The 25926-nt window shown below is 46.2% G+C and carries 21 protein-coding genes; 20 read left to right on the forward strand and 1 reads right to left on the reverse strand.

All coding sequences use genetic code 11. The features are described from left to right. Positions 1-8 precede the first annotated feature (8 nt). The 16 genes from rsmH (at position 9) to lpxC (ending at position 18542) form a co-directional block, all read left to right on the forward strand. A complete protein-coding gene (gene rsmH / locus Pas1_RS00870; RefSeq protein WP_112202802.1) occupies positions 9-953 on the forward strand; it encodes a 16S rRNA (cytosine(1402)-N(4))-methyltransferase RsmH in 945 nt (314 codons plus the stop codon). After that, complete coding sequence (gene ftsL, locus Pas1_RS00875; RefSeq protein ID WP_112202804.1) at positions 950-1216, forward strand: cell division protein FtsL; 267 nt, start codon at positions 950-952, stop codon at positions 1214-1216. The genes rsmH and ftsL overlap by 4 nt, the downstream gene beginning before the upstream one ends. Continuing rightward, positions 1213-2988, forward strand: coding sequence for a peptidoglycan D,D-transpeptidase FtsI family protein (locus Pas1_RS00880; protein ID WP_112294217.1), 1776 nt, complete (start codon positions 1213-1215; stop codon positions 2986-2988). The genes ftsL and Pas1_RS00880 overlap by 4 nt, the downstream gene beginning before the upstream one ends. Then, positions 2985-4523 carry a UDP-N-acetylmuramoyl-L-alanyl-D-glutamate--2,6-diaminopimelate ligase gene (locus tag Pas1_RS00885; RefSeq protein ID WP_112294218.1) on the forward strand — a complete coding sequence of 513 codons (1539 nt, stop codon included), beginning with the start codon at positions 2985-2987 and terminating at the stop codon, positions 4521-4523. The genes Pas1_RS00880 and Pas1_RS00885 overlap by 4 nt, the downstream gene beginning before the upstream one ends. Before the next feature lie 2 nt (positions 4524-4525). Beyond that, positions 4526-5956, forward strand: a complete 1431-nt coding sequence (locus Pas1_RS00890; protein ID WP_404824872.1) for a UDP-N-acetylmuramoyl-tripeptide--D-alanyl-D-alanine ligase — start codon at positions 4526-4528, stop codon at positions 5954-5956. After that, positions 5947-7116 (forward strand): phospho-N-acetylmuramoyl-pentapeptide-transferase, encoded by a 1170-nt coding sequence (gene mraY / locus Pas1_RS00895; RefSeq protein WP_112202812.1) that lies wholly within the window; start codon positions 5947-5949, stop codon positions 7114-7116. Before Pas1_RS00890 ends, mraY begins: the two co-directional genes overlap by 10 nt. Positions 7117-7126: 10 nt before the next feature. Then, on the forward strand, positions 7127-8740 hold the full coding sequence (gene murD / locus Pas1_RS00900; protein ID WP_112294220.1) for a UDP-N-acetylmuramoyl-L-alanine--D-glutamate ligase: 1614 nt from the start codon (positions 7127-7129) through the stop codon (positions 8738-8740). Next, positions 8737-10008, forward strand: a complete 1272-nt coding sequence (gene ftsW, locus Pas1_RS00905) for a putative lipid II flippase FtsW (RefSeq protein WP_112208751.1) — start codon at positions 8737-8739, stop codon at positions 10006-10008. Before murD ends, ftsW begins: the two co-directional genes overlap by 4 nt. Before the next feature lie 20 nt (positions 10009-10028). Further along, on the forward strand, positions 10029-11078 hold the full coding sequence (murG, locus tag Pas1_RS00910; protein WP_112295135.1) for an undecaprenyldiphospho-muramoylpentapeptide beta-N-acetylglucosaminyltransferase: 1050 nt from the start codon (positions 10029-10031) through the stop codon (positions 11076-11078). Next, complete coding sequence (gene murC / locus Pas1_RS00915) at positions 11075-12511, forward strand: UDP-N-acetylmuramate--L-alanine ligase (RefSeq protein WP_112202816.1); 1437 nt, start codon at positions 11075-11077, stop codon at positions 12509-12511. Before murG ends, murC begins: the two co-directional genes overlap by 4 nt. After that, on the forward strand, positions 12504-13499 hold the full coding sequence (locus Pas1_RS00920; protein WP_112202818.1) for a D-alanine--D-alanine ligase: 996 nt from the start codon (positions 12504-12506) through the stop codon (positions 13497-13499). The genes murC and Pas1_RS00920 overlap by 8 nt, the downstream gene beginning before the upstream one ends. After that, entirely contained in the window at positions 13496-14353 is an 858-nt protein-coding gene (locus Pas1_RS00925; RefSeq protein ID WP_112294221.1) for a cell division protein FtsQ/DivIB, read from the forward strand. Before Pas1_RS00920 ends, Pas1_RS00925 begins: the two co-directional genes overlap by 4 nt. A 21-nt stretch (positions 14354-14374) precedes the next feature. After that, complete coding sequence (ftsA, locus tag Pas1_RS00930) at positions 14375-15604, forward strand: cell division protein FtsA (RefSeq protein WP_112294222.1); 1230 nt, start codon at positions 14375-14377, stop codon at positions 15602-15604. A gap of 50 nt (positions 15605-15654) precedes the next feature. Continuing rightward, complete coding sequence (gene ftsZ / locus Pas1_RS00935) at positions 15655-16983, forward strand: cell division protein FtsZ (protein WP_112202824.1); 1329 nt, start codon at positions 15655-15657, stop codon at positions 16981-16983. Between the two features lie 118 nt (positions 16984-17101). Continuing rightward, positions 17102-17602: a peroxiredoxin gene (locus Pas1_RS00940; protein WP_112237079.1), complete on the forward strand. Its 501-nt coding sequence runs from the start codon at positions 17102-17104 to the stop codon at positions 17600-17602. Between the two features lie 25 nt (positions 17603-17627). Then, positions 17628-18542 (forward strand): UDP-3-O-acyl-N-acetylglucosamine deacetylase, encoded by a 915-nt coding sequence (lpxC, locus tag Pas1_RS00945; RefSeq protein ID WP_112208754.1) that lies wholly within the window; start codon positions 17628-17630, stop codon positions 18540-18542. 10 nt (positions 18543-18552) lie between these two features. Here lpxC and Pas1_RS00950 read toward each other — a convergent pair whose 3' ends face one another. Next, positions 18553-19044: a hypothetical protein gene (locus Pas1_RS00950; RefSeq protein WP_112202830.1), complete on the reverse strand. Its 492-nt coding sequence runs from the start codon at positions 19042-19044 to the stop codon at positions 18553-18555. Between the two features lie 54 nt (positions 19045-19098). Between Pas1_RS00950 and secA the strand changes: the two genes are divergently transcribed. The 4 genes from secA (at position 19099) to argJ (ending at position 25922) form a co-directional block, all read left to right on the forward strand. After that, positions 19099-21864, forward strand: a complete 2766-nt coding sequence (secA, locus tag Pas1_RS00955) for a preprotein translocase subunit SecA (protein ID WP_112294223.1) — start codon at positions 19099-19101, stop codon at positions 21862-21864. Positions 21865-22019: 155 nt separating this feature from the next. Then, positions 22020-22478, forward strand: a complete 459-nt coding sequence (locus Pas1_RS00960; protein ID WP_112294224.1) for a (2Fe-2S)-binding protein — start codon at positions 22020-22022, stop codon at positions 22476-22478. A gap of 9 nt (positions 22479-22487) precedes the next feature. After that, on the forward strand, positions 22488-24608 hold the full coding sequence (locus Pas1_RS00965; RefSeq protein WP_112294225.1) for a xanthine dehydrogenase family protein molybdopterin-binding subunit: 2121 nt from the start codon (positions 22488-22490) through the stop codon (positions 24606-24608). Positions 24609-24686: 78 nt separating this feature from the next. Continuing rightward, positions 24687-25922, forward strand: a complete 1236-nt coding sequence (gene argJ / locus Pas1_RS00970; protein WP_112294226.1) for a bifunctional glutamate N-acetyltransferase/amino-acid acetyltransferase ArgJ — start codon at positions 24687-24689, stop codon at positions 25920-25922. Positions 25923-25926 lie beyond the last annotated feature (4 nt).

The following is a 25926-nucleotide window of genomic DNA, read 5'->3' on the forward strand; positions in this document are numbered from 1 at the left end:
TGAGTGCCATGAACAATATACATCGCCCAGTACTACTGGCCGAGGCGGTGACCGCTTTAATCGATGCGCCACTTCTTCAAGATCAAGTACACAAAATTGTCATGATCGACGGGACTTTTGGGCGAGGTGGTCATTCACAACTATTACTCAGCAAGCTCGACTCAAATGCGCGATTGATTGCATTCGACAAGGATTTGGATGCGATTGCAGTAGCGAAAAAAATAATCGATCCGCGTTTCTCGATCATTCACAGCAGCTTTGCACAGATGAATCAGTACGCAGAGCCAGAATCGATCGATGGAATTTTGTTAGACCTTGGAATCAGTTCGCCGCAAGTGGACGAAGCACATCGTGGATTTTCATTTCGACGGGATGGTCCACTCGATATGCGAATGAATACCGATCAGGGAATCACAGCAGCAGAGTGGTTAGAGCAGGCACCGCAGGAGGAAATCACTAAAGTGATTAAGGCTTACGGGGAGGAACGCTTCGCATCACAAATCGCTAAAGCCATTGTTGCTAAGCGAGAGGAGGGCCTATCTCCTAAAACAACTTTGCAACTCGCAAATTTAGTTGCTAGCGTGGTTCGTACTCGTGAGCCAGGCCAGGATCCTGCAACACGCACTTTTCAAGCGTTACGAATTTTTATTAATCGGGAGCTAGAAGATCTCGAGCAGGGCCTAAAGGCGGCCTTAAGTTTGCTAAAGCCGGGTGGACGCTTAGTGGTGATTAGCTTTCATTCGCTTGAAGATCGAATCGTCAAGCAATTCTTGCAAGCCCATGCCAAAGTTGAAGTGCCTCGCGGTTTGCCTGTAAGAGAAAAAGACTTGCCACAAAGTGCTCTAGAAATCATTGGACGCGTTCGTCCGAGCAAGGAAGAGCTCGAAGAAAATCCTCGTGCACGCTCAGCCATCATGCGAGTAGCGGAAAAAAGAATGGGAGCGTTAGCTTGAACCGCGCCACCTTTACTTTGTTAGCTCTTTTATTGATTTGCGCATTGTCACTTGTGGCTGCACAACAGCGAGCACGTAAATTATTCGTTGCAACCGAGCAAGTGCAAAATGAAGAGCGTCGATTAAATCAAGATTGGTTGCGCTTGGAATATGAACAACGCAACCTTTCAAAATCTTCCCGCATTCGTGACACAGCTCGTAATCAGCTACACATGTCACCTATTTCTCCTGAGCGTACTTTGTACATTAAGGAGAGCAAATGAGACCGGTTGGTTTTTCAACTACTCCAAATTTAGTCTTGCGTCTGCCAATGTGGCGGTCACGCTTGATGCTGTTCCTGTTGTTCTTTGTTTTCATGCTCCTGCTATTAAGGGCATTCTGGATTCAGGGCCCAGGTAACGCCTTTTATGAAGCAAAAGCCGTGCGGGGAACCCAGCGTGAGCTCGAATTACCAGCGAGTCGCGGAAAGATTTTGGACCGAAATGGTAATGTGATCGCAACGAGTCTTGAAGCGAAATCAGTAATTGCCTACAACGACACTGTGCCTGATGATTTATCGGCAGAAAAGCTTCATCAGCTTGCAAGTCTTTTGCAAATGAATGAAGCGGATTTACGAAGAAAACTCAAAGAAGAGCGTAAGCAGGTCTTTTTGAAGAGACAAGTTGATCCCGCAGTGGCTCAGCAAATTAAACAATTAGAAATTCCTGGAATTGGTTTGAATAATGAATACCGTCGCTTTTACCCAGAGGGTGAAGCGATGGCACACGTTGTGGGTTTCACTAATGTGGAAGATCGCGGCCAAGAAGGCATGGAGCTCTCCCATGAAAAAGAATTGGCTGCCCGTCCTGGTCAGCGTCGAGTTGTGGTCGATCGCTTAGGTCGTATCGTTGAGGATGTGGCAATTGAACAAGAGCCACAAAATGGTAAAGATTTGCAGTTGTCCATTGATAGCAAGATTCAGTACCTTGCCTATAACGCTGTTAAGAATGCGGTTGAAGAGCATCACGCTAAAGCTGGTGGGGCAGTAGTTTTGGATACACAAACTGGCGAGATCTTAGCCTTAGCGAATTATCCAAGTTATAACCCGAATAATCGTCGCAATTTGACTGGGGAACAATTGCGTAATCGAGTGTTAACGGATACTTTTGAGCCCGGTTCAACAATGAAGCCCTTCACAATCTCTACCGCATTAGAGAAGGGTGCTATTACTCCTAATACGAATATGGTGATCGGTGCGAGTTACTTGATCGGCCCTAAACCGATTACCGATATCCATCCCTATGGAAATCTGACAGTTTCACAAGTGATCCAAAAGTCGAGCAATATTGGTACAGCCAAAATTGCAATGAATAATCTCTCGCCCGAAGAGATGTGGAATATGTATTCGGCTGTGGGCTTTGGCCAAGCCCCAAAGATTGGTTTTCCTGGTGCTGTATCTGGAACATTACATCCTTATCAAAAATGGGGCGCATCTGACCAGGCACGTATTGCATTTGGTTACGGGATTTCTGCATCGCTATTTCAAGTTGCTCGTGCATACACCATTTTTGCGCGGGATGGTGAACTGGTGCCATTGACGATTCAGCGTAGTTCAGAAGTTAAATCGGGCGTAAGAGTAATTTCTGCAAAAACCGCAATTGAGATGCGCAGCATGCTCGAAACTGTAACTGAGCCTGGCGGCACAGCAGTAAAAGCCCAGGCGGATGGTTATCGGGTTGGTGGCAAAACAGGTACGGCACATAAACTGGTCGGTAAAGGCTACGGTAATTCTTATCGAGCTTATTTCGCAGGAATTGCCCCCATCAGCACGCCTCGGATCGTGGTGGCGGTAATGATCGATGAACCTACTGGCGGAAGTCACTATGGTGGCGATGTTGCAGCTCCTGTGTTCTCAACTATTGTGAGTGAAACCTTGCGAACCCTGAATGTCTTACCTGATGCCAATATCAAGCAGATGGTCTCTGATGAAGTAAAGCGCCCTGTAGAGAATCCAGTGACAGGACTTAAGACTCAGCAAGTGGTTTTGAAAAGATGAGGGTGGCAGTGCATATAGAACCCAATCACTTGATTGAGCATTTACAAAAATTGGTAGCACCTGCCGCCAAGATTAGAAGTGATAGTCGACAAATCAAACTTGGCGATATCTTTTTTGCCTATCCCGTTGGTCATGGCAAAGCATTGCGAGATGGTCGGCTATTTATTGCCGCAGCTCTTGAAAGTGGTGCAAAGGCAGTTGTTTATGATCCGATCAATCTGAATGATCAATTTGAAGATCATCCTCAGTGCTTTGCAGTTGAGAATTTAGCAAAACACGCCGGATTTTTAAGTGCACAGTGGTATGGCAATCCTAGCCGCGATCTGAATGTGATTGGGGTTACTGGTACCAATGGAAAGACGAGCATTACCCAGTGGATTGCTCAGGCGCTAGATACCCCTTCTCAGCGCGCTGCAGTGATTGGTACGCTAGGAGCAGGATTGTCAGGCTCCTTAATTCAGACGGGGTATACCACCCCGGATGCCCCGACACTACAGACTCAGATAAGTGAGTTGCGTGACCAAGGCGCAAAACAATTGGCTATCGAAGTTTCCTCTCATGCTTTAGATCAAGGCCGAATTGCGGGATTAGATATTAGCTGCGCAGTATTTAGTAATTTGACGCAAGATCATTTGGACTACCACGCCAATATGACTGAGTATGCTCAAGCAAAAGCAAAGTTATTTAATCAGAGCGCCCTCAAGGATGTCGTTTTGAATATGGACGATCCCTTTGGAAGAGAGCTTGCAATGCAGGCACTTGCGAAGAATGTCGTAAAAGTTTGGGGCTATGCATTAGAGCAGAGCGCTTTTCAGGGCTTTGAAAAATTTGGTGATCGCTTGCATCAACTGTATGCAAAAGATTTAGTGTTAGCCGGAAATGGCTATGATGCCTCATTCATTTACGAAGGTAAGGGGTCTGAAAAGCTACATATTCCCGTCATTGGTGAATTTAATGTCAGTAATTGTTTGGCAGTCTGGGGAGTCTTGTTAAGTCAAGGTTTAACAATCTCAGAAGCTAGTAAGCGAGTTAGTCACTTAAAGCCCGTCATCGGTCGCATGGAGTTAATTCATTCCAATAAAACTGGGCCATTAGTAATTGTTGATTATGCGCATACACCGGATGCCTTAGAAAAAGTTCTAAAAACCTTGCGGCCTATTGCTGATGAACGTCAGGGGAGGCTCTGGTGCGTATTTGGTTGTGGTGGCGATCGTGATGTTGGTAAACGACCTCAGATGGGAAGGGTTGCAGAGCAATTTTCTGATGAAGTAATTATTACCAGCGATAACCCCAGATCAGAAGATCCAAATGAAATCATCGCCATGATCAACTCTGGAATGACTACGCAGACCAAACAAGCACAAATCATTGTCGATCGGGCTGCAGCAATTATGGCTGCTGTGCGCCATGCAACAGAAGCAGACATTGTTTTAGTCGCCGGCAAGGGTCATGAATCTACGCAAGAAATCAATGGTAAAAAATTTGATTTCTCAGATCAAGAGCATATCCTCTTGGCAGCAGGAGGAGCGATCTAATGCTGACGATGACCAATCTTGCAGAAATTCATCAAATGCTCCCCGGCAGCCAATTATTGAATATTTCTTTAGAGAAATCTCGGGCAGTAAGTATTTCTGGAATCGGTAGTGATAGTCGAAAAATACAATCAGGTGAATTATTTGTCGCTTTGAGTGGCGAGCGTTTTGATGCGCATCATTTTCTTGGTGAGATCGGAAGTTCTGCTGCAAGTGCTGCCATGATTGCCAATCCCAGCAACTGTCCTGATCACTTAGCGGCTGTATGTGTCGCCGATACGAGAGTGGGACTTGGCCAGCTGGCTAAGGCCTGGAGAGGGAGGCACCCCATTGCGCTTGCACTAGTGACTGGTAGCAATGGCAAGACCACTGTCAAAGAAATGATCGCTTCGATATTTAGAAGCGCAGTAGGTGAGGCAGCTACTTTAGTAACTAAAGGAAATCTTAATAATGACATTGGTTTGCCTTTAACCTTATTGCGTCTGCGTCCATCTGATCGTTTGGCAGTCATTGAGCTGGGTATGAATCATCCCGGTGAGACTGCACAGTTAGCGGCGATTGCTCAGCCTAATATCGCACTCATTAATAATGCCCAGCGAGAGCACCAAGAGTTTATGACTAGTGTTGGAGCGGTAGCTCAAGAACATGCTGATGCATTGAAAGCATTGCCATTAGACGGTATTGCGGTATACCCAGCTGATTCTGAATTCTCCTCACTCTGGAAAAATGCAGCGGGTAATCGTAAGGTCATTGACTTTGCACTCTCCAGTCCGGCTAGTGTTTCAGGGGTTCTAAAGGAAAATGGAAGTTTACAAATCAATACTGCAAATGGTTCTGTTGAAGTACAGCTGAAAACTTTAGGACTTCACAATGTAAGTAATGCGCTTGCAGCAGCAGCGGTTGCTTTGGGAGCCAATCTCAGTCTCGAAAATATTCAAAAAGGCTTAGAAGCTTTTACCCCTGTTAAGGGACGTATGCAAGCCAGCCCACTAGGTAATCACTGCACCTTAATTGATGATAGTTATAACGCCAATCCAGATTCTGTCCGTGCAGCAATTGATGCTTTAAAGCAAGCTAACGGAGTGTCATGGTTAGTTTTGGGTGATATGGGTGAGGTCGGAGACCAGGGCCCAGCATTTCATCATGAAGTGGGAGCCTATGCTGCTGAGCAAGGGGTTGACCAGTTGTTTGCAATCGGTGAGCAGTGTCAATTAGCAGTGCAGGGCTTTAATGAGACTAAGCAAAAACTCCACTTAGATTCTAGCGCTCAGCACTTCGCTGAAATAGAGGCATTGAATGCAAGTCTGGCTAGTAGTTTGAAAGACAAAAATTTGGCAGTATCGGAAAAAATGCATATTTTGATTAAGGGCTCCCGTTTTATGAAAATGGAGCGAGTGGTACAAGCTATGCAAGAAGGGGCTAATACATGCTCTTAATTTTGGCGCAATGGCTGCAAGAAGACTTTGGATTTTTACGGGTCTTTAATTACATCACTTTCCGCGCTGTGATGGCCACTTTAACAGCCCTATTAATTGGTTTGGTTTCGGGACCCTGGGTGATTCGTAAATTGATAGCCTTAAAGATGGGTCAATCTGTTAGAAATGATGGACCACAAAGTCATTTAGCCAAGACAGGTACCCCCACAATGGGTGGTGTTTTAATTTTGTTAGGAATCTTTATTTCCTGCATCTTGTGGGCAGATCTAACGAATCGATTTATCTGGATTGTGATGATTGTGACTTTTGGATTTGGCGTAGTAGGCTGGGTTGATGATTACCGTAAGGTGGCCCGTAAAGATCCCAATGGGATGAGTTCGAGAGAAAAATTCTTTTGGCAGACTGTCATTGGATTATTTGCCGCAATTTATTTGGCATTCTCAGTGTCGGAAATTAATAACCTCAAAGTACTTCAGCTATTCCTGGATTGGCTTCAAAGTGGTTTTGCACTCGATCTACCAGCGAAAACAAACTTGTTATTGCCATTCATAAAAGAGGTGAGCTATCCCTTAGGCATGATGGGCTTCATTATTTTGAGCTATTTTGTGATCGTCGGTAGTAGTAACGCCGTCAACCTCACAGATGGTCTCGATGGATTGGTAATCATGCCGGTGATTCTGGTGGGGGCAGCATTAGGTGCATTTGCCTATGTGATGGGTAATGCGATCTACGCAAAATATTTACTTTTCCCCTATATACCTGGCGCTGGCGAGTTAATGATTTTCTGCGGTGCTATGGGTGGCGCTGGCTTGGCTTTCCTTTGGTACAACACCCATCCCGCACAAGTATTCATGGGTGATGTTGGTGCGCTCGCCCTAGGTGGCGCTTTAGGAACAATTGCAGTGATTGTCCGTCAAGAGATTGTGCTGTTTGTGATGGGCGGTATTTTTGTCGCAGAAACATTTTCAGTAATGCTTCAAGTATTTTGGTTCAAGTACACCAAGAAAAGATATGGCGAAGGTCGTCGTATTTTTAGGATGGCGCCACTGCATCATCACTTTGAATTAGGCGGCTGGAAAGAAACGCAAGTAGTAGTCCGTTTTTGGATTATTACCATCCTATTAGTTTTAGTTGGCTTATCTAGCCTGAAATTACGGTGAGCCAAAAAATATGTTGAATATTCCAAATCCTTTTGCCAATCCTAAAGTGATAAGTAGTGAAGTGACTAAATCACCAAGTCATTTTCTAATTCTGGGCTTAGGTGAGTCTGGGATAGCAATGGCTAAATGGTGTTTGCGCAATGGAGCAAAAGTTCGCCTTGCTGATACGCGTGATTCTCAGAAATTTTCTGATAAGCAAAAAACTTGGTTAGCTGAGCTTGAGCAGGCAGGCTTGAAGGATGTCCAATGGGGTCCTTTGACTAATAACTTACTAAAAGAAATAGATGTTATTGGCATCAGTCCCGGTTTGTCACCGACTCAAGAACCGATCCAATCATTCATAGCTACTGCACGGCAAGACAATGTTGAAGTGTGGAGCGAGATCGAGTTTTTTGCTCGTGCGATTGCAGCATTGACACTCATGCAAGAAGGAGTCGCTAATACTCCTGTGGTGCTAGTTATTACCGGAACGAACGGCAAAACCACTACGACAGCGTTAACGGGCCAACTCTGTGAACGGGCCGGTAAGAAGGTAGCAGTCGCTGGAAACATTAGTCCTGCAGCACTCGATAAGCTCGAGATGTGCTTAAACGAAGCTGACCAGTTCAGCGATATGCCCGATATATGGGTATTAGAGCTCTCAAGTTTTCAGTTGCTATTTACGGATAGTCTGAATGCGACCGCTGCAACAGTTCTTAACATCACACAAGATCACTTGGACTGGCATGGTGATATGCAGTCTTACGCCAATGCAAAGGCACGAATTTTTGGACCAGATTCTATTTGCATCTTGAATCGGGACGATCCTCTTGCCTTCAATTTGCTTTCTGAAGATGAAAAACTCAATAGATCTATCGTGACCTTTGGTGCTGGTCGTCCAGATGAGCAGGGTGCATTTGGTATCGAGCGTGATTTGCGTGCTGGCGGAATTGATTGGTTGGTATGGGCTGAGGTTGATGAGAATCAAGAGCCAAAACCTAAGCGTCGTCGTAAAACAGTGACTCCTGATGAAGAAGAATTGCGACTCAAGCGTTTAATCCCAGCCGATGCTCTGAAAATTCGGGGTCGTCATAATGCGCTCAACGCGCTAGCTGCCTTGGCTTTAGCCCGTTCGGCAGGTTTGCCAATGAGTCTACTGTTGCATGGTTTGCGGGATTACGAGGGTGAGCCTCATCGAGTACAGAGTATTGGCATTGTTGCTGACGTTGAGTATGTCGATGACAGCAAAGGGACTAATGTTGGTGCCACAGTAGCAGCATTGAATGGACTAGCTAATAACGAGTCTAGAAAGAGAATTTGGTTAATAGCGGGTGGCGATGGCAAAGGCCAGGACTTTTCACCTTTACGTGAACCTGCACTACGCTTTATCAAAGGTGCTTTCTTAATTGGCAAAGATGCAAAGTCACTTGCAGATGCGCTTGGTAGTGAGGTCTCTTGCACTATCAGTGAAACACTAGCTAATGCAGTACAACAAGCTGCTCATCAAGCCCAATCTGGCGATATTGTTTTGCTATCTCCAGCATGTGCTAGTTTTGATCAGTTCAAGGATTACATTGCCCGTGCAGATGCTTTTGCATCTGAAGTGACTGAATTAGGTATGCAGATCGATGGTGTTCATATATGAGCTTAAAAGATAAGTTATTTCCTGATAATCGCTTAGGGCTCGATCGCTTCTGGAACTTTTCTCGTGGCGGAATCGATAATTTCCGAAGTGGCTTAAGAGATGCGGTATCAGGGGTTGAGCAGACCCGCTCCCGCATGATGGAGTATGACCAATTACTAGTGTGGGCTGTACTCTCGCTTACTCTGATTGGTTTGGTGATGGTGTACTCAGCATCAATTACTTTGGCTGATGGGCCAAAATACTCAAACTATAGTAGCAATCACTTTTTGATTCGGCATTTAATTTCTTTGGTAATCGCCTTAGGGGTAGGCATTTGGACATTTAAGATTCCAAGCAAGGTTTGGGATCGTTATTCACCCATTATTTTTGGTGTAACGCTATTGCTATTAATAGCCGTTCTGATTCCTGGTCTTGGCAAGGGTGTGAATGGAGCAAAGCGTTGGATTTCGCTGGGGGTGATGAACTTTCAGCCATCTGAACTCATGAAGTTTGCTACGGTAATTTTTGCGGCAACCTATACCGTTCAACGACAGGAGCATTTACATACCTTCATTAAAGGCATGCTACCTATGGGTATTGCAGTTGCTCTGGTTGGCGCACTGTTAATGCTTGAACCCGATATGGGCGCATTTATTGTGGTCGCCCTGATTGCTTTTGGCATTCTTTTCCTTGGTGGAATCAATGCCAAATTATTTGGAGGCCTGGTCCTAGTTGGGATTGCAAGCGCCTCTACCATTATTGCACTGTCACCATTCCGTCGTGGACGCATTCTGGCTTTTATGGATCCATGGCAGGTGGATAACGCTGCTAATAAGGGCTATCAGCTCACTCACTCTCTAATGGCCTTCGGTCGTGGCGAATGGTTTGGCACCGGCTTAGGTGGTAGTGTCGAAAAACTGCATTACCTTCCTGAAGCACACACTGATTTTATTTTGGCGGTGATTGGTGAAGAGCTCGGCTTTGTTGGTGTACTCGTGATGATCTTCTTGTTTTACTGGGTAGTGCGCCGCTCATTCATGATTGGCCGTACCGCACTACAGTTGGATCGCAGCTTTGCAGGTTTAGCTGCTAAGGGAGTGGGTATTTGGATTGGTTGGCAAGCCTTTATCAATATGGGCGTTAACTTAGGTCTACTCCCAACTAAAGGTTTAACGCTTCCCTTGGTGAGTTATGGTGGCTCAGGTATTTTAATGAATGCGATTGCCATAGCCATGCTACTTCGCATCGATTACGAAAACCGAATTCTGATGCGTGGGGGGAAGCTGTGACACAACCCTCAATCTTGGTGATGGCTGGTGGCACGGGCGGACATATCTTCCCGGGCTTGGCCGTTGCTGAGTACCTGAGAGCCCGTGGTTGGCAAGTGTCTTGGCTAGGCAATCAAAACGGTATGGAGTATCGCTTGGTCAATGCTGCGAAGATTCCATTTGAGTCGGTAGATTTTGGTGGTCTGCGTGGTAAAGGACTTAAAGCCAAATTGATGTTGCCAATCAATTTAGTGAGAGCAAGTCTGCAGAGTATCAAAATTATGCGTCGCCTCAAACCTAATGTTGTGTTGGGCATGGGTGGTTATATTACTTTCCCAGGCGGTATAGTATCCGCATTGTTAAGACGAGCATTGGTTTTGCATGAATCCAACTCGGTACCTGGTAGTGCAAATCGTGCTCTAGCAAAGATTGCAAAAAAAACCTTGACGGGTTTTCCGAACACGATGCTTGATGCTGAGTGGGTGGGTAATCCCATACGCCAAGAGTTTGATCAACTTGCTGCTCCTGCAGAACGCTACAGTACACGTCAAGGCTCGTTATCTATTTTGGTAGTTGGTGGCAGCTTGGGCGCAGCAGCCCTGAATCAAGTGGTTCCAGCGGCCTTAGCCCTAATACCTTTAGCTAACAGGCCAAAGGTGATACATCAAGCGGGCGAGAAACATCTTAAAGATCTTGAACAGTTATATACAAGCCTGGGAGTACAGGCTGATATCCGCAGTTTTATTGACGACATGCCCACTGCTTATGCCAATGCAGATCTTGTTATCTGCCGCTCAGGTGCAATGACGATTTCAGAATTGGCTGCGGCAGGAGTGGCCTCTTGTTTAGTTCCTTTCCCATTTGCCATCGATGATCACCAGACTGCTAATGCACGCTTCTTGGCTGATGCTAAGGCAGCAATCTTATTGCCACAGACGCAACTCAATGCTGATGACTTGGCTCAAATGATTCAGGGTTTTAGTCGTGATGCTTTATTAAAGATGGCAGAGCATGCCCAGGCATTAGCAAAACCACAGGCTACTGCACGCGTTGCGCAGGTATGTGCAGAAGCAGCGGGAGTATCTCTATGAAGCATATCGTGCAGCAAATTCACTTCATTGGTATAGGCGGTGCTGGAATGAGTGGCATTGCTGAAGTACTTCTGAATTTAGGCTACCAAGTCTCGGGTTCTGACTTGGTAGAGAATGCAACAACTCAGCGCTTGAAGGCATTAGGCGCAGTCATTCACATTGGACATGATCCTAAGAATATTGGGACAGCAGAAGCAGTTGTGATCTCGACCGCGGTGGCTGGTAATAATCCCGAAGTGTTGGCCGCACGTGCAGCAAAAATTCCGGTGATTCAGCGTGCTGTGATGCTAGGCGAGTTAATGCGTCTGAAACAAGGCATCGCGATTGCAGGAACACACGGCAAAACAACTACTACCAGTTTGGTAGCATCGGTTCTCGCAGAAGGAGGCTTAGATCCTACCTTTGTGATTGGGGGTAAATTAAATTCTGCTGGCGCGAATGCGCGCTTAGGTCAGGGCGACTTTATTGTGGTTGAAGCAGATGAGTCTGATGCTTCTTTCTTACAGCTCTTTCCAGCCATGGAAGTGGTCACCAATATCGATGCTGATCACATGGATACTTACCAACACGATATGGCTCGCCTGAAACAGGCGTTTGTGCAATTTATTCAGCGTATGCCATTCTATGGTGTAGCGGTACTTTGCATTGATGATGTCAATGTTCGCGACATTATCCCTTTTGTTTCTCAACCAGTTTTGCGTTACGGCTTGTCGGATGATGCCGATATTCGTGCAACTGATGTACGTGCAGAGGGAACATCAATGCGTTTTACTGTAGAACGTAGAACAGTGAGAAGACACGGCAATAAGCCTGGCCCGCTCCAGATTTCTTTAAACCTACCAGGTCTACACAATGTTAGAAATGCCTTAGCAGCGATTGGTATTGCAACAGAATTGGGTGTGAGTGATCAAGCGATTGTCAAAGCATTATCTGAATTTAGTGGCGTGGGTCGACGCTTCCAACGCTATGGAGAAATTCCGCTTGCCAGTGGCGGTAGCTTTACCTTGATTGATGATTATGGCCATCACCCAGTTGAAATGGCAGCGACTTTATCGGCGGCAAGGGGGGCTTATCCTGATCGTCGTTTAGTACTGGCTTTTCAGCCACACCGATTTACTAGAACTCGAGATTGCTTCGGTGAGTTTGTCCAAGTATTGAAAAACTTTGATGCACTCGTGTTAACTGAAGTCTATCCAGCAGGCGAGGCTAAGATTCCGGGGGCAGATGGTAAGAGCTTATTAAAGGCAGTGGTTACAGAGGCTAGCGCTAAGAGCGCTTCTCTCAATCCAAAAGAGACTGCATTTGCCAGCAGCATTGCTGAGATGCCTGAAAAACTCAATGGCCTTTTGCGTGATGGGGATGTCCTGATTACGATGGGCGCTGGTTCTATTTCCAATTTGTCGCATGACTTAGCAGAGGCCAAGCATGCATAGTCAATGGGGTAAACGCGTTCACAGTGAATTAGCCAAACTTGATATTAAGACTTTAGGTCGAGTTGGCGTATTGCTAGGCGGCCGTTCCGGCGAGCGGGAAATTTCGTTAATGTCGGGCGGCGGAGTCTTAGAAGCGCTGCATTCAAAAGGGATAGATGCGCATCCTTTTGATCCTAGTCTGCGCTCACCTGCTGAGTTAGTGCAAGAAAAATTTGATCGTGTTTTTATCTCTTTGCACGGAAGATATGGTGAGGATGGAACTATTCAAGGCTTACTTGAGCTTTTAAATATTCCGTATACAGGTAGTGGTGTTCTGGCCTCCGCTCTATCTATCGACAAAATTGTTACCAAACAAGTATGGCTCAGCAATGGACTAGCCACACCAGTATTTGTTGAATTGACTGCCAATAGCGATTGGGATGCAGTTGCAAAAAAATTAGGCTTACCCCTGATTGTGAAGCCTGCACACGAAGGCTCATCTTTGGGATTAACTAAGGTGAAGTCTGTTAGTGGGCTACCAGCAGCTTATGACTTGGCAGCCAAAATTGATACCAAGATCATTGCTGAGACTTGCATCATTGGTGATGAGCTGACTTGCCCATTGGTTGGGGAGGGTGCTAGCGCAGAAGCCCTGCCAGTGATCAAAATTATTCCGCCAGATGCTAATTATGATTTTCATCATAAGTATTTTTCAGATGAAACACAGTATTTATGTCCAACAGGTCTTCCTGAAGAGGTAAATGCTGCTGTTCAGTCTTTAGCGCTTGCTGCTTATAAAGCACTTGGATGCCGAACTTGGGGTCGCGCCGATGTGATGATCGATCAGAAAACGGGTAAGCCCTACTTATTGGAAATGAATACATCCCCAGGCATGACCTCGCACTCGCTGGTGCCGATGGCTGCAAAGGCTGCTGGTGTTGAGTATGCCGATTTAGTAGTGTGGATATTAAGTCAGACACTGAAACAGGCTGGAGGCTTAAGAACATGAGTCGCTTACTGCAACAGTTTGGCAATCTCTTTGCTTTTGCTATGTCTCCAATCTGGAATTACCCAGAGAGAATGCAAAAGGTAAGCCGTTTGTTGACGCGATGTTTCCTAGTCATGCTGGTGATTAGTATTTTGGTTTGGCTAAGTCAGCGCCCAGTGTTTGCTCTGAGACAGGTTCAGATTGAGCCTGTTGCAGGTCAAACTTTGAAACATATTAATAAAGCCGTTGTGAGGCAAGAAGTGCTGGAGACAGTTCAAGGAAATTTCTTCAGTGTCAAGCTAGAGAATGTAAAGAAGGGTTTTGAGTCTATGCCCTGGGTACGCCATGCCAATGTCCGTCGCATTTGGCCTAATGGATTGGTAATCAGTATTGAAGAGCAGAAGGCTTTTGGTACCTGGGGCGGGGCCGATAGTCAACAGCTCATGAACACCCATGGAGAAATATTTAGTGGGCGGGTTTCAGAGGTTCCAGACGATACCCATTTAATTGAATTCCGAGGCCCAAGTGATGCTGGCCAAGAAGTTATGCGTCTTTATGAGAAAGCTAATGCTTGGTTTAAACCTTGGAACACAGAAATTAGTTCACTTACTTTATCGGATCGATATGCGTGGCATGTGAAGTTATCCAACGGGATGAAAGTGGAATTTGGGCGCGACGAAGAAAGCTCAGATAAGAACTTAACTGAGGAGCGAGTTGCCCGCCTCTTTAAATATTGGCCACAAGTTCAAGATAAATGGGCGAATCGGGTGGATGCAATCGATCTTCGTTATGCCAATGGTTTTGCGGTGCACTTAGCTTCAGTCAACATCAAGACAAGTGACCTTAATGGAAAAAAAAGTGAGTCAAAGCAATGAGCATATTTATGAGGAATCCGAATGAGTAAGGACAATCGCGATTTATTGGTTGGGTTAGATATTGGTACATCTAAGGTGGTTGCCTTGGTCGCTGAACTCGCACCTGATGGTCAGTTCAATGTAGTTGGAGTAGGTCAAACCGTTTCCAAGGGATTAAAAAAAGGTGTCGTTGTTAATATCGAGGCAACCATACAGTCAATTCAGAAGGCGCTAGAAGAGGCTGAAGTGATGGCAGATCGTCAGATCGCGCAAGTCTTCACCGGTATCGCTGGAAATCACATTATTAGTTTTAACTCGAGCGGCATGGTAGCCATTCGTGACAAGGAAGTGAGCGAAGGGGATGTGGAGCGTGTTCTAGAAACTGCTAAGGCTATTAATATTCCAACCGACCAACAAATTCTGCACATCCTAGTTCAAGAATTCATCATCGATGGCCAAGAGGACGTACGCGAGCCCATTGGCATGAGTGGTCTGCGTCTCGAGGTCAAGGTTCATATCGTGACAGGCGCCGTTAGTGCTGCCCAAAATATTGTGAAGTGTGTACGCCGCTGTGGTCTGGAAGTCAATGATTTGATTTTGCAACCTCTAGCTTCTAGTTTGGCGGTACTTACCGAGGATGAAAAAGAGTTAGGCGTTGTTTTGGTGGATATTGGCGGCGGCACTACTGATATTGCAATTTATTGCCAGGGCTCGATTCGTCATACTGCAGTGATTCCAATTGCAGGTGATCAAATTACCAATGACATTGCGATGGCGCTTCGTACACCAACCATCGATGCAGAGGATTTGAAGATTCAATATGGTATTGCTCGTCAAGATATGGCTGACCCAGCTGCAATGATTGATGTACCAGGTGTTGGCGATAGAGATCCACGGCCGATGTCTAAGCAGGCTTTAGCAGCTGTCATTGAGCCTCGGGTTGAAGAGCTTTTCACATTGGTTCGCGGTGTCGTTCGCGAGTCTGGCTACGAAGATATGGTCTCTTCAGGAATTGTATTGACTGGAGGCACAGCCTTGATGCCAGGCATGGTTGAGCTTGCCGAGCAAGTATTTTTACGTCCCGCTCGAGTAGGCACCCCTGAATACCGTGGCCATCTTCATGAAGTTCTAAGAAGCCCTCGTTTTGCTACCAGCATTGGTTTGCTGATGGAAGGGCAGGCTCAGCTATTGCGCGGTCGTCGGGTTTCTCAATCAGGCGCACTACAAAGTGTGGTGTCGCGTATGAAGGAATGGTTTGCAGGAAATTTTTAAGTTGTTTTTCGTCGTCGTCAATGTAGTACGTTTTCTACCTAGGAGGGTATATGGAATTTGAAATGTTAGATCAAGAAACAGCCGGGAAAACTATCATTAAGGTGGTTGGAGTCGGTGGGGCTGGTGGCAATGCTGTCCAGCATATGATTCGTCGCGGTGTAGATGGCGTAGAGTTTATTTGCATGAACACCGATGCTGGCGCGTTACAGCGTTCTGAAGCATCTGTGAATTTGCAACTAGGCTCTAGCGGTCTGGGAGCTGGTGCCAAGCCAGAAATCGGTGCGGCCTCTGCTGAAGAAGCCCGTGCTCGTATCGCTGATGTATTGCAAGGCGCACACATGGTATTCATCACCGCTGGTATGGGTGGTGGTACAGGCACTGGTGCTGCCCCAGTGGTTGCGCAAGTTGCAAAAGAAATGGGCATCTTGACGGTTGGTGTTATCAGTAAGCCATTTGACTTTGAGGGCGTGAAGCGCTTGAAGGTTGCTGAGAATGGGGCAAGTGAATTAGAAAATTACGTTGACTCACTGATTGTTGTTTTGAATGAGAAATTATTCGAAGTGATGGGTGAAGATGCTGAGTTTGATAAAGCCTTTGCTTGTGCTGATGATGTATTACATAACGCGGTATCTGGTATTGCTGAGATCATTAATGTTCAAGGTTTGATTAACGTTGACTTTGAAGACGTGAAAACCGTGATGGGTGAGCAAGGTAAGGCCATGATGGGTACTGCAACAGTTTCTGGAATGGATCGTGCGCGTTTGGCTGCGGAAGCTGCAGTTGCTTCGCCATTACTCGAAGGTGTTGATTTATCTGGTGCCCGCGGTGTCTTGGTTAACATTACTGCTAGCCGTTCATTGAAGTTGTCAGAGACACGCGAAGTGATGGCTGCGATTCGTGGCTATGCTGCGGATGACGCTACTGTGATTTTCGGTACGGTATATGACGATAGCTTGGGTGATGCACTTCGAGTAACTGTAGTTGCGACTGGTCTGAATAATCCTCAAGCACGTCAAAATAGTCAACCTGAAGTGGTTTGGAGACAGGCAACAGGCACGCATGATGCTATGCCAACCATGGCAGATTTAAATAGCTTTGCTCCTGCTAGTCCTTCTGCGGCAATGAGTAAGGCAGGCTTAGATTCCGCTATGAATACTTCTGCTTCCATGCCAATGACAGGGTCTGCACCTGCAATTCAGCCTGCTTCTGCAGGGGTTGATTACAGCCAATATGATCTGCCACGGGTTTTCAGAAACTCGCGTGAGGCTGCTCCAGCACCAACTTTAGGCGCTGATAGCTCACCTCAAGCAAAAACCATGTTGGATAAAGGCACGGATTTCTATGAGATTCCAGCCTTTTTACGTAAACAAGCAGACTAATTGACTGCTCAATACAATAGATAGTGCGCAATGCCAGCGCGGCGCCCCTCCGGACGACGAATCCCGCGCTAGCGCTGGCATACTCATTTACCACTACTTCTATTAATTTGGAGATCTCATGATTGCAGTTGGACAAAAATTACCAAACGCCACTCTGTATGAGTTTATTGATGAGGCTACCGAAGGTTGTGCTATGGGTCCAAATACTTTCGAGGTCGAAAAGCTTACGGCTGGTAAGAAGATTGTGATTTTTGCTTTGCCAGGTGCATTCACACCCACCTGTTCTGCTCAGCATGTGCCAGGATATTTAGCGCAGTACGATGCTCTCAAGGCAAAAGGTGTTGATGAAATTTGGTGTATTTCGGTTAATGACCCATTTGTAATGGGTGCTTGGGGCCGAGACTTAAAAGTAGGCAAAAAAATTCGCATGTTTGGTGACGGTAGTGCTGAGTTCACCAAAAAATTAGGCATGGAGTTTGACCTGATTGCACGTGGTTTAGGTGTGCGTTCGCAACGCTATGCCATGATTGTTCAAGATGGTGTAGTAAAAACATTAGACCTAGAAGCGCCCGGTAAGTTCGAAGTAAGCGATGCTGCTTCTGTTCTAAAACAGCTCTAATTCGAATCCAATTCTTATAACAATGATGTTGAAGCAGCGTACGATTGCCTCCCCAGTAAAAACCGTTGGAATCGGTTTGCACTCGGGGCGTAAGGCAACCCTAATAATCAAGCCTGCGCCGGTAAATACAGGCATTCAGTTCGTACGTATCGACACCCCAGAGCAGGCAGTAGTTCCTGCAACTGCACTATCAGTATGCGATACCAGACTAGCTTCAGTCATTCAAAAAGATGGCACTAAAGTTTCTACAGTTGAGCATTTGCTGTCTGCATGTGCTGGTTTGGGGTTAGATAATTTGCTGATTGAAATTGATGGCGAAGAAGTGCCCATCATGGATGGTAGTGCCGCCTCTTTCTTATTCTTAATTGAATCGGCTGGTATTGCTGAGCAAGAAGCACCCCGTCAATTTCTAGTGATCAAAAAACCGGTTGAAGTACGAGAGGGTGATAAGTTGGCGCGCCTGGAGCCATTCTTTGGCTTTAAGTTGGATTTCACGATCGACTTTAAACATCCTGCCGTTGATAAAACAGGTCAGCGCTTTGTAGTCGATTTTGCTGAGCATGCTTATCGGAGTGAAATCGGACGTGCACGAACTTTTGGATTTGCTCACGAAGTGGAAGCATTAAGAGAAATGGGCTTAGCTCGGGGCGGTAGTTTAGACAACGCGATTGTGTTGGATGAGCATCGAATCTTAAATAATGAAGAATTGCGCTATGACGATGAGTTTGTGCGCCATAAGATTTTGGATGCGATTGGTGACCTTTATTTAATTGGTCATCCGATTGTTGGGGCTTATGTGGCTGAGAAATCCGGTCATGCCCTAAACAATGCTTTATTGCGTAAATTGCTAGAGGATCCAAGCGTCTACGAAATTAGTACTTTTGCAGAAAATAATGCCCCTACTGCCTATTCTCAAGAAAGCCAGCCCCTCTTTTTCTGAGTCGGCGAAATTATTTTCCACCCAGCAAACGCTCAACTGCCTTTCGTAGCTCTGAATCCTGAGGCAACTTTTCCAGTAAATTCTGCCAAGACGCCCTGGCAACGGAGTTAAATCCTCGGGCTTGAGTTTGTTGAGTTTCTCGAGGTCTTACTTCCCAGCCTGTTGTAGCGGGTTTAAGTCGCACTTTGATGTTGCTACAGGGGTAGCCTCTTTTGGCTAAGCCATTGATTAAGCTAGGTAAAATCTGCTGCAAACGGCTTGCAATGCTGGCGCTTCCAACCAGCAAAAATAGCTCATTTTGCCCTCCAGAGCGCCAACCAGCTTCTATTTTCGAGCTTAAGTTTGCTAAATCCACTTCATCTAGACATTGAGTCAAGGCAGATTTGAGTTTGACCATATCTTCGGTTTTAGCCAAAATACCCCCTAGACCATGGGAGTCTTTCAGATAGTCCTGCCACTCAAGTGCTTGTTTCTTCGAGTGAGGTTTAGGGGCTTGGTTCATGAAATCAGTGTATTCGGGTGATAAACTCAATAGCTTAATTTTCTTCAATATCCCATGGTAATCGGTCTTCTTAAAACCCTGGTCGGCAGTCGTAACGACCGCCTCTTAAAACAGTATCGCAAAGTCGTTGCTAAGGTTGGCGCATTTGAGCCAGCAATGCAGTCTTTGGATGATGCTGCACTTCAGGCTAAAACCGCTGAATTCAAAGCGCGCTTAAGTGCTGGCGAATCACTTGACGATATCGCGGCTGAAGCTTTTGCAGTAGTGCGTGAGGCCAGCGTCCGCATTATGAAAATGCGCCACTTTGACTCTCAATTGATTGGTGGCCTCGCTTTACATCAAGGCAAGATTGCGGAGATGGGAACGGGTGAGGGTAAGACCCTCACTGCAACCCTGCCAGTTTATTTAAATGCGCTCACCGGCAAGGGTGTGCACGTCGTGACTGTTAATGATTACTTGGCACAGCGTGATGCTGAGTGGATGTCAAAGCTGTACAACTTTCTTGGCATGGCCGTTGGTGTGAACTTGTCTCAGATGGATCATGAGTCTAAGAAAAAAGCATATGCATCAGATATCACTTACGGTACTAACAACGAGTTTGGGTTTGACTATCTGCGCGACAACATGGTTCAAGATTTGGATCAAAAAGTACAGCGTGGCTTAGCGTATGCGATCGTAGACGAAGTGGATTCGATCTTGATTGATGAGGCCAGAACACCCCTGATCATTTCTGGACAAGCAGATGATCACACCGATTTATATATCAAGATGAATGCGTTACCAGCTCGCCTAGAGCGCCAGATTGGTGAAGAAAAGGCCGATGGAACTGGCGTAGAAGTACCAGGCGATTACTGGGTTGATGAAAAGTCGCATCAGGTATATCTGACAGAGCAGGGGCATGATAAGGCCGAAGTCATTTTGGTCGAGCTAGGCGCTCTGACGGATGGCGATTCCTTGTATGCGCCACAAAATATTTCCTTAATGCATCATGTCTATGCAGCCTTGCGCGCCCATACTCTTTACCATCGTGATCAGCAGTACGTTGTGCAAAATAATGAAGTGATTATTGTTGATGAGTTCACCGGTCGCTTAATGCAAGGCCGTCGCTGGGGCGAGGGCTTGCATCAAGCAGTAGAAGCTAAAGAAAAAGTAGCGATTCAAAATGAGAATCAGACATTAGCCACCATTACTTTCCAGAATTATTTCCGGATGTACGGCAAGTTAGCCGGTATGACTGGTACCGCTGATACCGAAGCCTACGAGTTCAAGGAGATCTACAACCTTGAGACGGTTGTGATTCCACCAAATCGGATTAGCCAACGTAAAGATCGTCAAGATCAAATCTTTAAGTCCTCACGCGAGCGCTATGACGCTGTAGTGAAAGATATCTTAGATTGCCATGCGCGCAGTCAGCCAGTATTGGTTGGTACTACCTCGATTGAGAACTCTGAATTAATTTCTCATTTACTCAATCAAAAGAAATTACCGCATCAAGTCTTGAATGCGAAGCAACACGCTCGAGAAGCTGAAATTATTGCGCAAGCCGGTAGACCGCAGATGATTACGATTGCGACCAATATGGCTGGTCGTGGCACCGACATCGTCTTAGGCGGTAATGTTGAGAAGCAGTCCGCTCTCATCAATGAAGATGCTTCCCTATCTGCCCAAGAAAAAGCGAGCAAGATTCAGAAGCTCCAAGACGAGTGGCAAAGTCTGCACGAGATAGTTCTGAATGCTGGTGGCTTGCATATTATTGGCACAGAGCGTCATGAAAGTCGCCGCATTGATAATCAATTGCGTGGGCGTTCAGGACGTCAGGGTGATCCAGGTTCATCCCGTTTTTACCTATCCTTAGATGATCCATTACTCCGTATTTTTGCAGGCGATCGTCTTCGTGCAGTGATGGAGCGTCTCAAGATGCCTGATGGTGAACCCATTGAGGCAGGTATGGTCACGCGTTCCATCGAATCTGCTCAGCGCAAGGTAGAAGGCCGTAACTTTGATATTCGTAAGCAATTGCTTGAATACGACGATGTGGCAAATGATCAGCGTAAAGAAACCTACCGTCTGCGTAATGAAGTACTTGAGAGTGGTGATATTGGTGAGCTTATCGCCAATTTACGTGAAGATGTAGTTCGCGATATCTGCGCTATTTATATTCCACTGCAATCTATGGAAGAGCAGTGGGATTTGCCTGGGCTGGAAAATATATTAGCGAATGAGTGGGGCCTCAATCTTGATTTACAAAAATGGGTAGAAGCCGCGGATTCAGTTGATGCGGAGGAAATTGTTGAGCGCGTGCTACAGGCTGCCCAAGAAGCCTACGATGCTAAAGTTGCCTTGTCTGGCCGCCCCTCTTTTGCGGGTTTTGAGCGCTCAGTATTGCTCTACAGTTTAGATGTGCACTGGCGTGAACATTTGGCTGCATTGGATCATTTACGTCAAGGGATTAATCTTCGCGGCTATGCCCAAAAAGATCCTAAGCAAGAATATCGCCGGGAAGCCTTCGAGCTTTATGGAGAATTACTGAATGTCATTAAGAATGATGTCGTCAAAAATATTATGACGGTGCAAATTCGGAGTGCTAGTGAGTTAGATAAAGCCTCTGAATCTATGAATGATGATTTGGCCAAGCTTTCTGATTTGCAGTATCAGCATGCTGATCCCGATCTGGAAGTGGCAGGTTCAACTGGCGATCGGGGATCTGCAATTGAAATCATTCCCGCCCCAGTGAGAACTGGACCCAAGATCGGCCGTAATGATCCCTGCAGTTGCGGCAGTGGTAAGAAATATAAGAATTGCCACGGCGCCTTAAGTTAATCCCAGTTAATCTGTGTCACATTGAAAGCCTAGACAGAGTCTGGGCTTTTTTCTTGGTGAAATCCCTAGTCGAGTCCTTTGGCGACTATGGCATGATTTGATCTGATAACAATGCTATTTGTAATAAAAACTCAATATTCATTAAGGAATAAAAAATGGGCACGACTTTTAATCTCAATGGCAAATCAGTCAATTTTGATGGCGATCCAGAAACCCCAATTCTGTGGGTATTAAGAGACCATCTCGATGTAATGAGTCCCAAATTTGGCTGTGGTGCCGCTTTATGTGGAGCATGTACGGTGCATTTAGAGGGTAACGCGATTCGTTCCTGCTCTACGCCCGTTTCTGCAGCTGCTGGAAAAAATGTCACCACTCTAGAGGGTCTTGCACCCAAAATGGGTAAGGCCTTAAATGAGGCTTGGGTTGAGTTTGACGTTCCCCAGTGTGGTTATTGCCAAACTGGACAAATGATGTCGGCAGCGGATTTATTAACCAGAAATAAGCATCCCAGTTCTGGCGATATCAAAAATGCACTCAGCGGAAATATTTGTCGTTGCGGTACTTATGCGCGAATTGAAAAAGCAGTCAAACGTGCCGCTGATAAATTGGCTTAAGGAAAAAACATGAAAACAAATTCAATTAAAAGTCCTTCACGCCGTCAATTTATTCAGCAGAGTGCGGCTACTACAGGCGCCTTTGTATTGGGCATGTACTTGCCTTTGACAAGCGATGCTGCAACAAACTCTGCAAGTCCTACGGTAGTTAATGCTTGGGTACAAATTACACCGGATAACCAGATTACTCTTATCTGCGCTCGGTCAGAGATGGGCCAAGATGTCTATACCTCTATGCCCGCATTGCTCGCTGAGGAGTTAAATATTCCTTTATCAATGGTCAAGGTGCAAATTGCTGGAGTTGCCCCGATCTATATCAACGCCTTATTGGGTGGTCAAATTACAGGTGGTTCTTCATCGGTTCGCGAAGCCTTTGATAAGTTGCGTATCGCTGGCGCTGCAACGCGGAGCGTGTTGGTACAAGCTGCTGCGAATCGTTGGAGTGTGCCTATAACAGATTGCAAGGCAATGAATGGCAAGGTAAGTCATGCTGGTGGAAAGTCAGCTACTTATGGAGAGTTAGCGGCTGAAGCAGCTAAGCTCCCACTTCCCGAGAAGCCAGCTCTTAAATCACCAGCAAACTTTATGGTGATTGGTAAAGAGAGCATGCGTCGTTTGGATACGCCTGCGAAAGTCTCTGGTACCGCAGTTTTTGGTATTGATGTGAAGATACCTGGGATGGCAATTGCGTCACTTGCTCAGTGTCCTGTGATTGGAGGCGCTCCCAGGTCCGTGGATAGCGCTGATGCTATGAAGGTCTCTGGAGTGATTAAAGTAGTTCAAATCTCTGATGGTGTAGCAGTCTTGGCTAAAAACTTTTATGCCGCCCGCAAAGGGAGAGATGCTTTAAAGGTCACCTGGAATGAGGGCGCAGGCGCTTCAATCAGTAATGCTGGGATGCGCAAACAGCTAGAGTCAGGACTGACAAAACCTGGGGCTGTTATTCAGGCAAAAGGCGATGCGACTGCTGCATTGGGCAATGGCAAGCAGTTGAGTGCCCAATACTTCATGCCTTACCTAGCGCACTCAACAATGGAACCTGTGAACTGCTCAGCAGTGGTTGCAGATGGTAAGTGCAGAATTATTGGTCCGATTCAGTTTCAACAAGGAGCGCAAGCAGTGGCGGCAGTTGCAACAGGTTTGAAACCGGAGGATGTGACTGTAGAAACAACTTTCTTGGGCGGTGGTTTCGGGCGCAAACTCGAGCTAGATTTTATTCGTCAAGCTGCTGAGATCGCCAAAGCATCGGGTATGCCGGTGAAGATGCTTTGGACTAAAGAAGATGACATTACACATGATTTCTATCGTCCAATGAGCGTCCACCAAATGGATGCATCCTTAAGTTCTGAAGGCAAGATTTCTGCCTTGAAAACGAAGATGGTTTCTCAATCAGTAACAGCTAGAGCGTTTCCTGCTTTTGTAAAAGATGGCAATGATCCCTTCATGGTGGAGGGCTCTGCAAATCTGACTTACGAAATCCCGAACCTAGAAGTTCGTAATGTGATTGAAGATTCCGGAATCCGCGTGGGCTACTGGCGGTCTGTTAGTAATACCCTCAATGCCTTTGCAGTCGAGAGCTTTATGGATGAGGCAGCTAAAGCAGCTGGTAAGGATCCAGTGGCATTTAGACTCAGCGCATTGTCTAAAGAGCCTAGAGCAGCTGCAGTCTTAAAGATGGCTGTACAAAAGTCTGGCTATCAAGCGGGTAGTAAGCGCTTCGGTGTAGCTCAAATGGAATGCTATGGAACCTATTCTGCTTGTGTAGTTGAATTAGATCCATATGCGGCAAGCACTATGGTGAAAAAAATTACCTTTGTCTCTGATTGCGGAATTGCTATTCATCCTGATCAAGCGAGAGCCCAACTCACTGGCGGAATCTTGTATGGTTTAGGCGCTGCCCTCTATGATGAAATCACAATTGAGCAGGGCCGAGTTCAGCAAAGCAACTTTAATAACTATCCCAGCATCCGAATGAATCAGGCTCCGATCGTCGAGGTTCATCTAGTGGCCAGCCAGGAGAAGCCTGGTGGTCTTGGTGAAGTTGGCGTTCCCTTGGTTGCCCCAGCTTTGGTCAATGCGATTGCTGCGGCTACTGGGAAGCGAATTCGGGAACTTCCGATTAAAGTCTGAAGTCTTTCTGTCTAGAGTAAGCAAGCGCGCCTTCAATGGCGCGCTTGCTTTTTAAGCCTCATCTACAATAATCAAACTATGACCGTAAACCTACCTCTCCCCCTCAAAAGTGAACTTAAGCCAGTCAAGGGCTTTGAGATGGGTATTGCTGAAGCAGGTATTAAAAGGGCAAATCGTAAAGATTTACTCGTCATGACCTTGGTACCAGGTTCCCAGGTAGCAGGAGTATTTACCTTGAATCGTTTCTGTGCAGCACCTGTACAAATTTGTAGAGAACATTTGGCTCGCAATGGGGGTACCGGAGATATTCGTGCCTTGGTAGTCAATACAGGTAATGCCAATGCTGGCACAGGCGAGGCTGGCATGAAACATGCTCAGGAAACCTGTCTTGCCCTGGCAAAAGATTTACGGCTAAAGCCAGAGCAGATTTTGCCTTTCTCGACGGGGGTGATTCTAGAGCCTCTGCCAATTGAAAAAATTATTACGGCCATGCCTAAAGCAATCGCTAATTTGGGTGAGGATCACTGGTTTGATGCCGCAGAGGCCATCATGACTACGGATACTCAGCCGAAGGCTGCCTCACTAACTGTAAGTACATCCGCTGGAGTCGCCACCCTTACTGGGATTTGTAAGGGAGCTGGCATGATTCATCCGAATATGGCAACCATGTTGGGATTTATTGCGACCGACGCTGGATTTGCTCCCGATTTATTGACTGCTCTCACTAAAGAAGTGGCCGATCTTTCGTTTAATGCAATCACGATTGATGGTGACACTTCAACAAATGATTCATTCATCATCATGGCAACAGGACAGTCAGGAATTGAGATAGGCTCCACACAAGATCCCAATTACAGTCTGCTAAAAGATGGACTCATTGCATTAGCTAGACAATTGGCGCAAATGATTGTGCGAGATGGTGAGGGCGCTACTAAATTTATTACCATTGAAGTTCTGGGCGGCAAAACCGAGGAAGAATGCAAAAAGGTGGCTAAGGCCGTTGCCCACTCCCCCTTGGTGATGACAGCTTTCTTTGCGAGCGATCCCAACCTAGGACGGATCTTGGCGGCAATTGGTTACGCTGGTATTGCTGATCTTGATGTCAATCGGGTGCAAATGTGGCTTGGAGATGTCTGGGTTGCAAAAGATGGCGGCAGAAATCCCACCTATCAAGAGGCTGATGGACAAAGGATTATGAAAGAGCCTGAAATCACGGTCAGGATTGATCTGGGCCGTGGCTCAGCTACTCAAACGATGTGGACGTGCGATCTATCGCATGAGTACGTCTCGATTAATGCGGACTACCGCTCATAGGCTG

The sequence above is a fragment of the Polynucleobacter paneuropaeus genome (assembly GCF_003261235.1).
Lineage (GTDB): Bacteria > Pseudomonadota > Gammaproteobacteria > Burkholderiales > Burkholderiaceae > Polynucleobacter > Polynucleobacter paneuropaeus.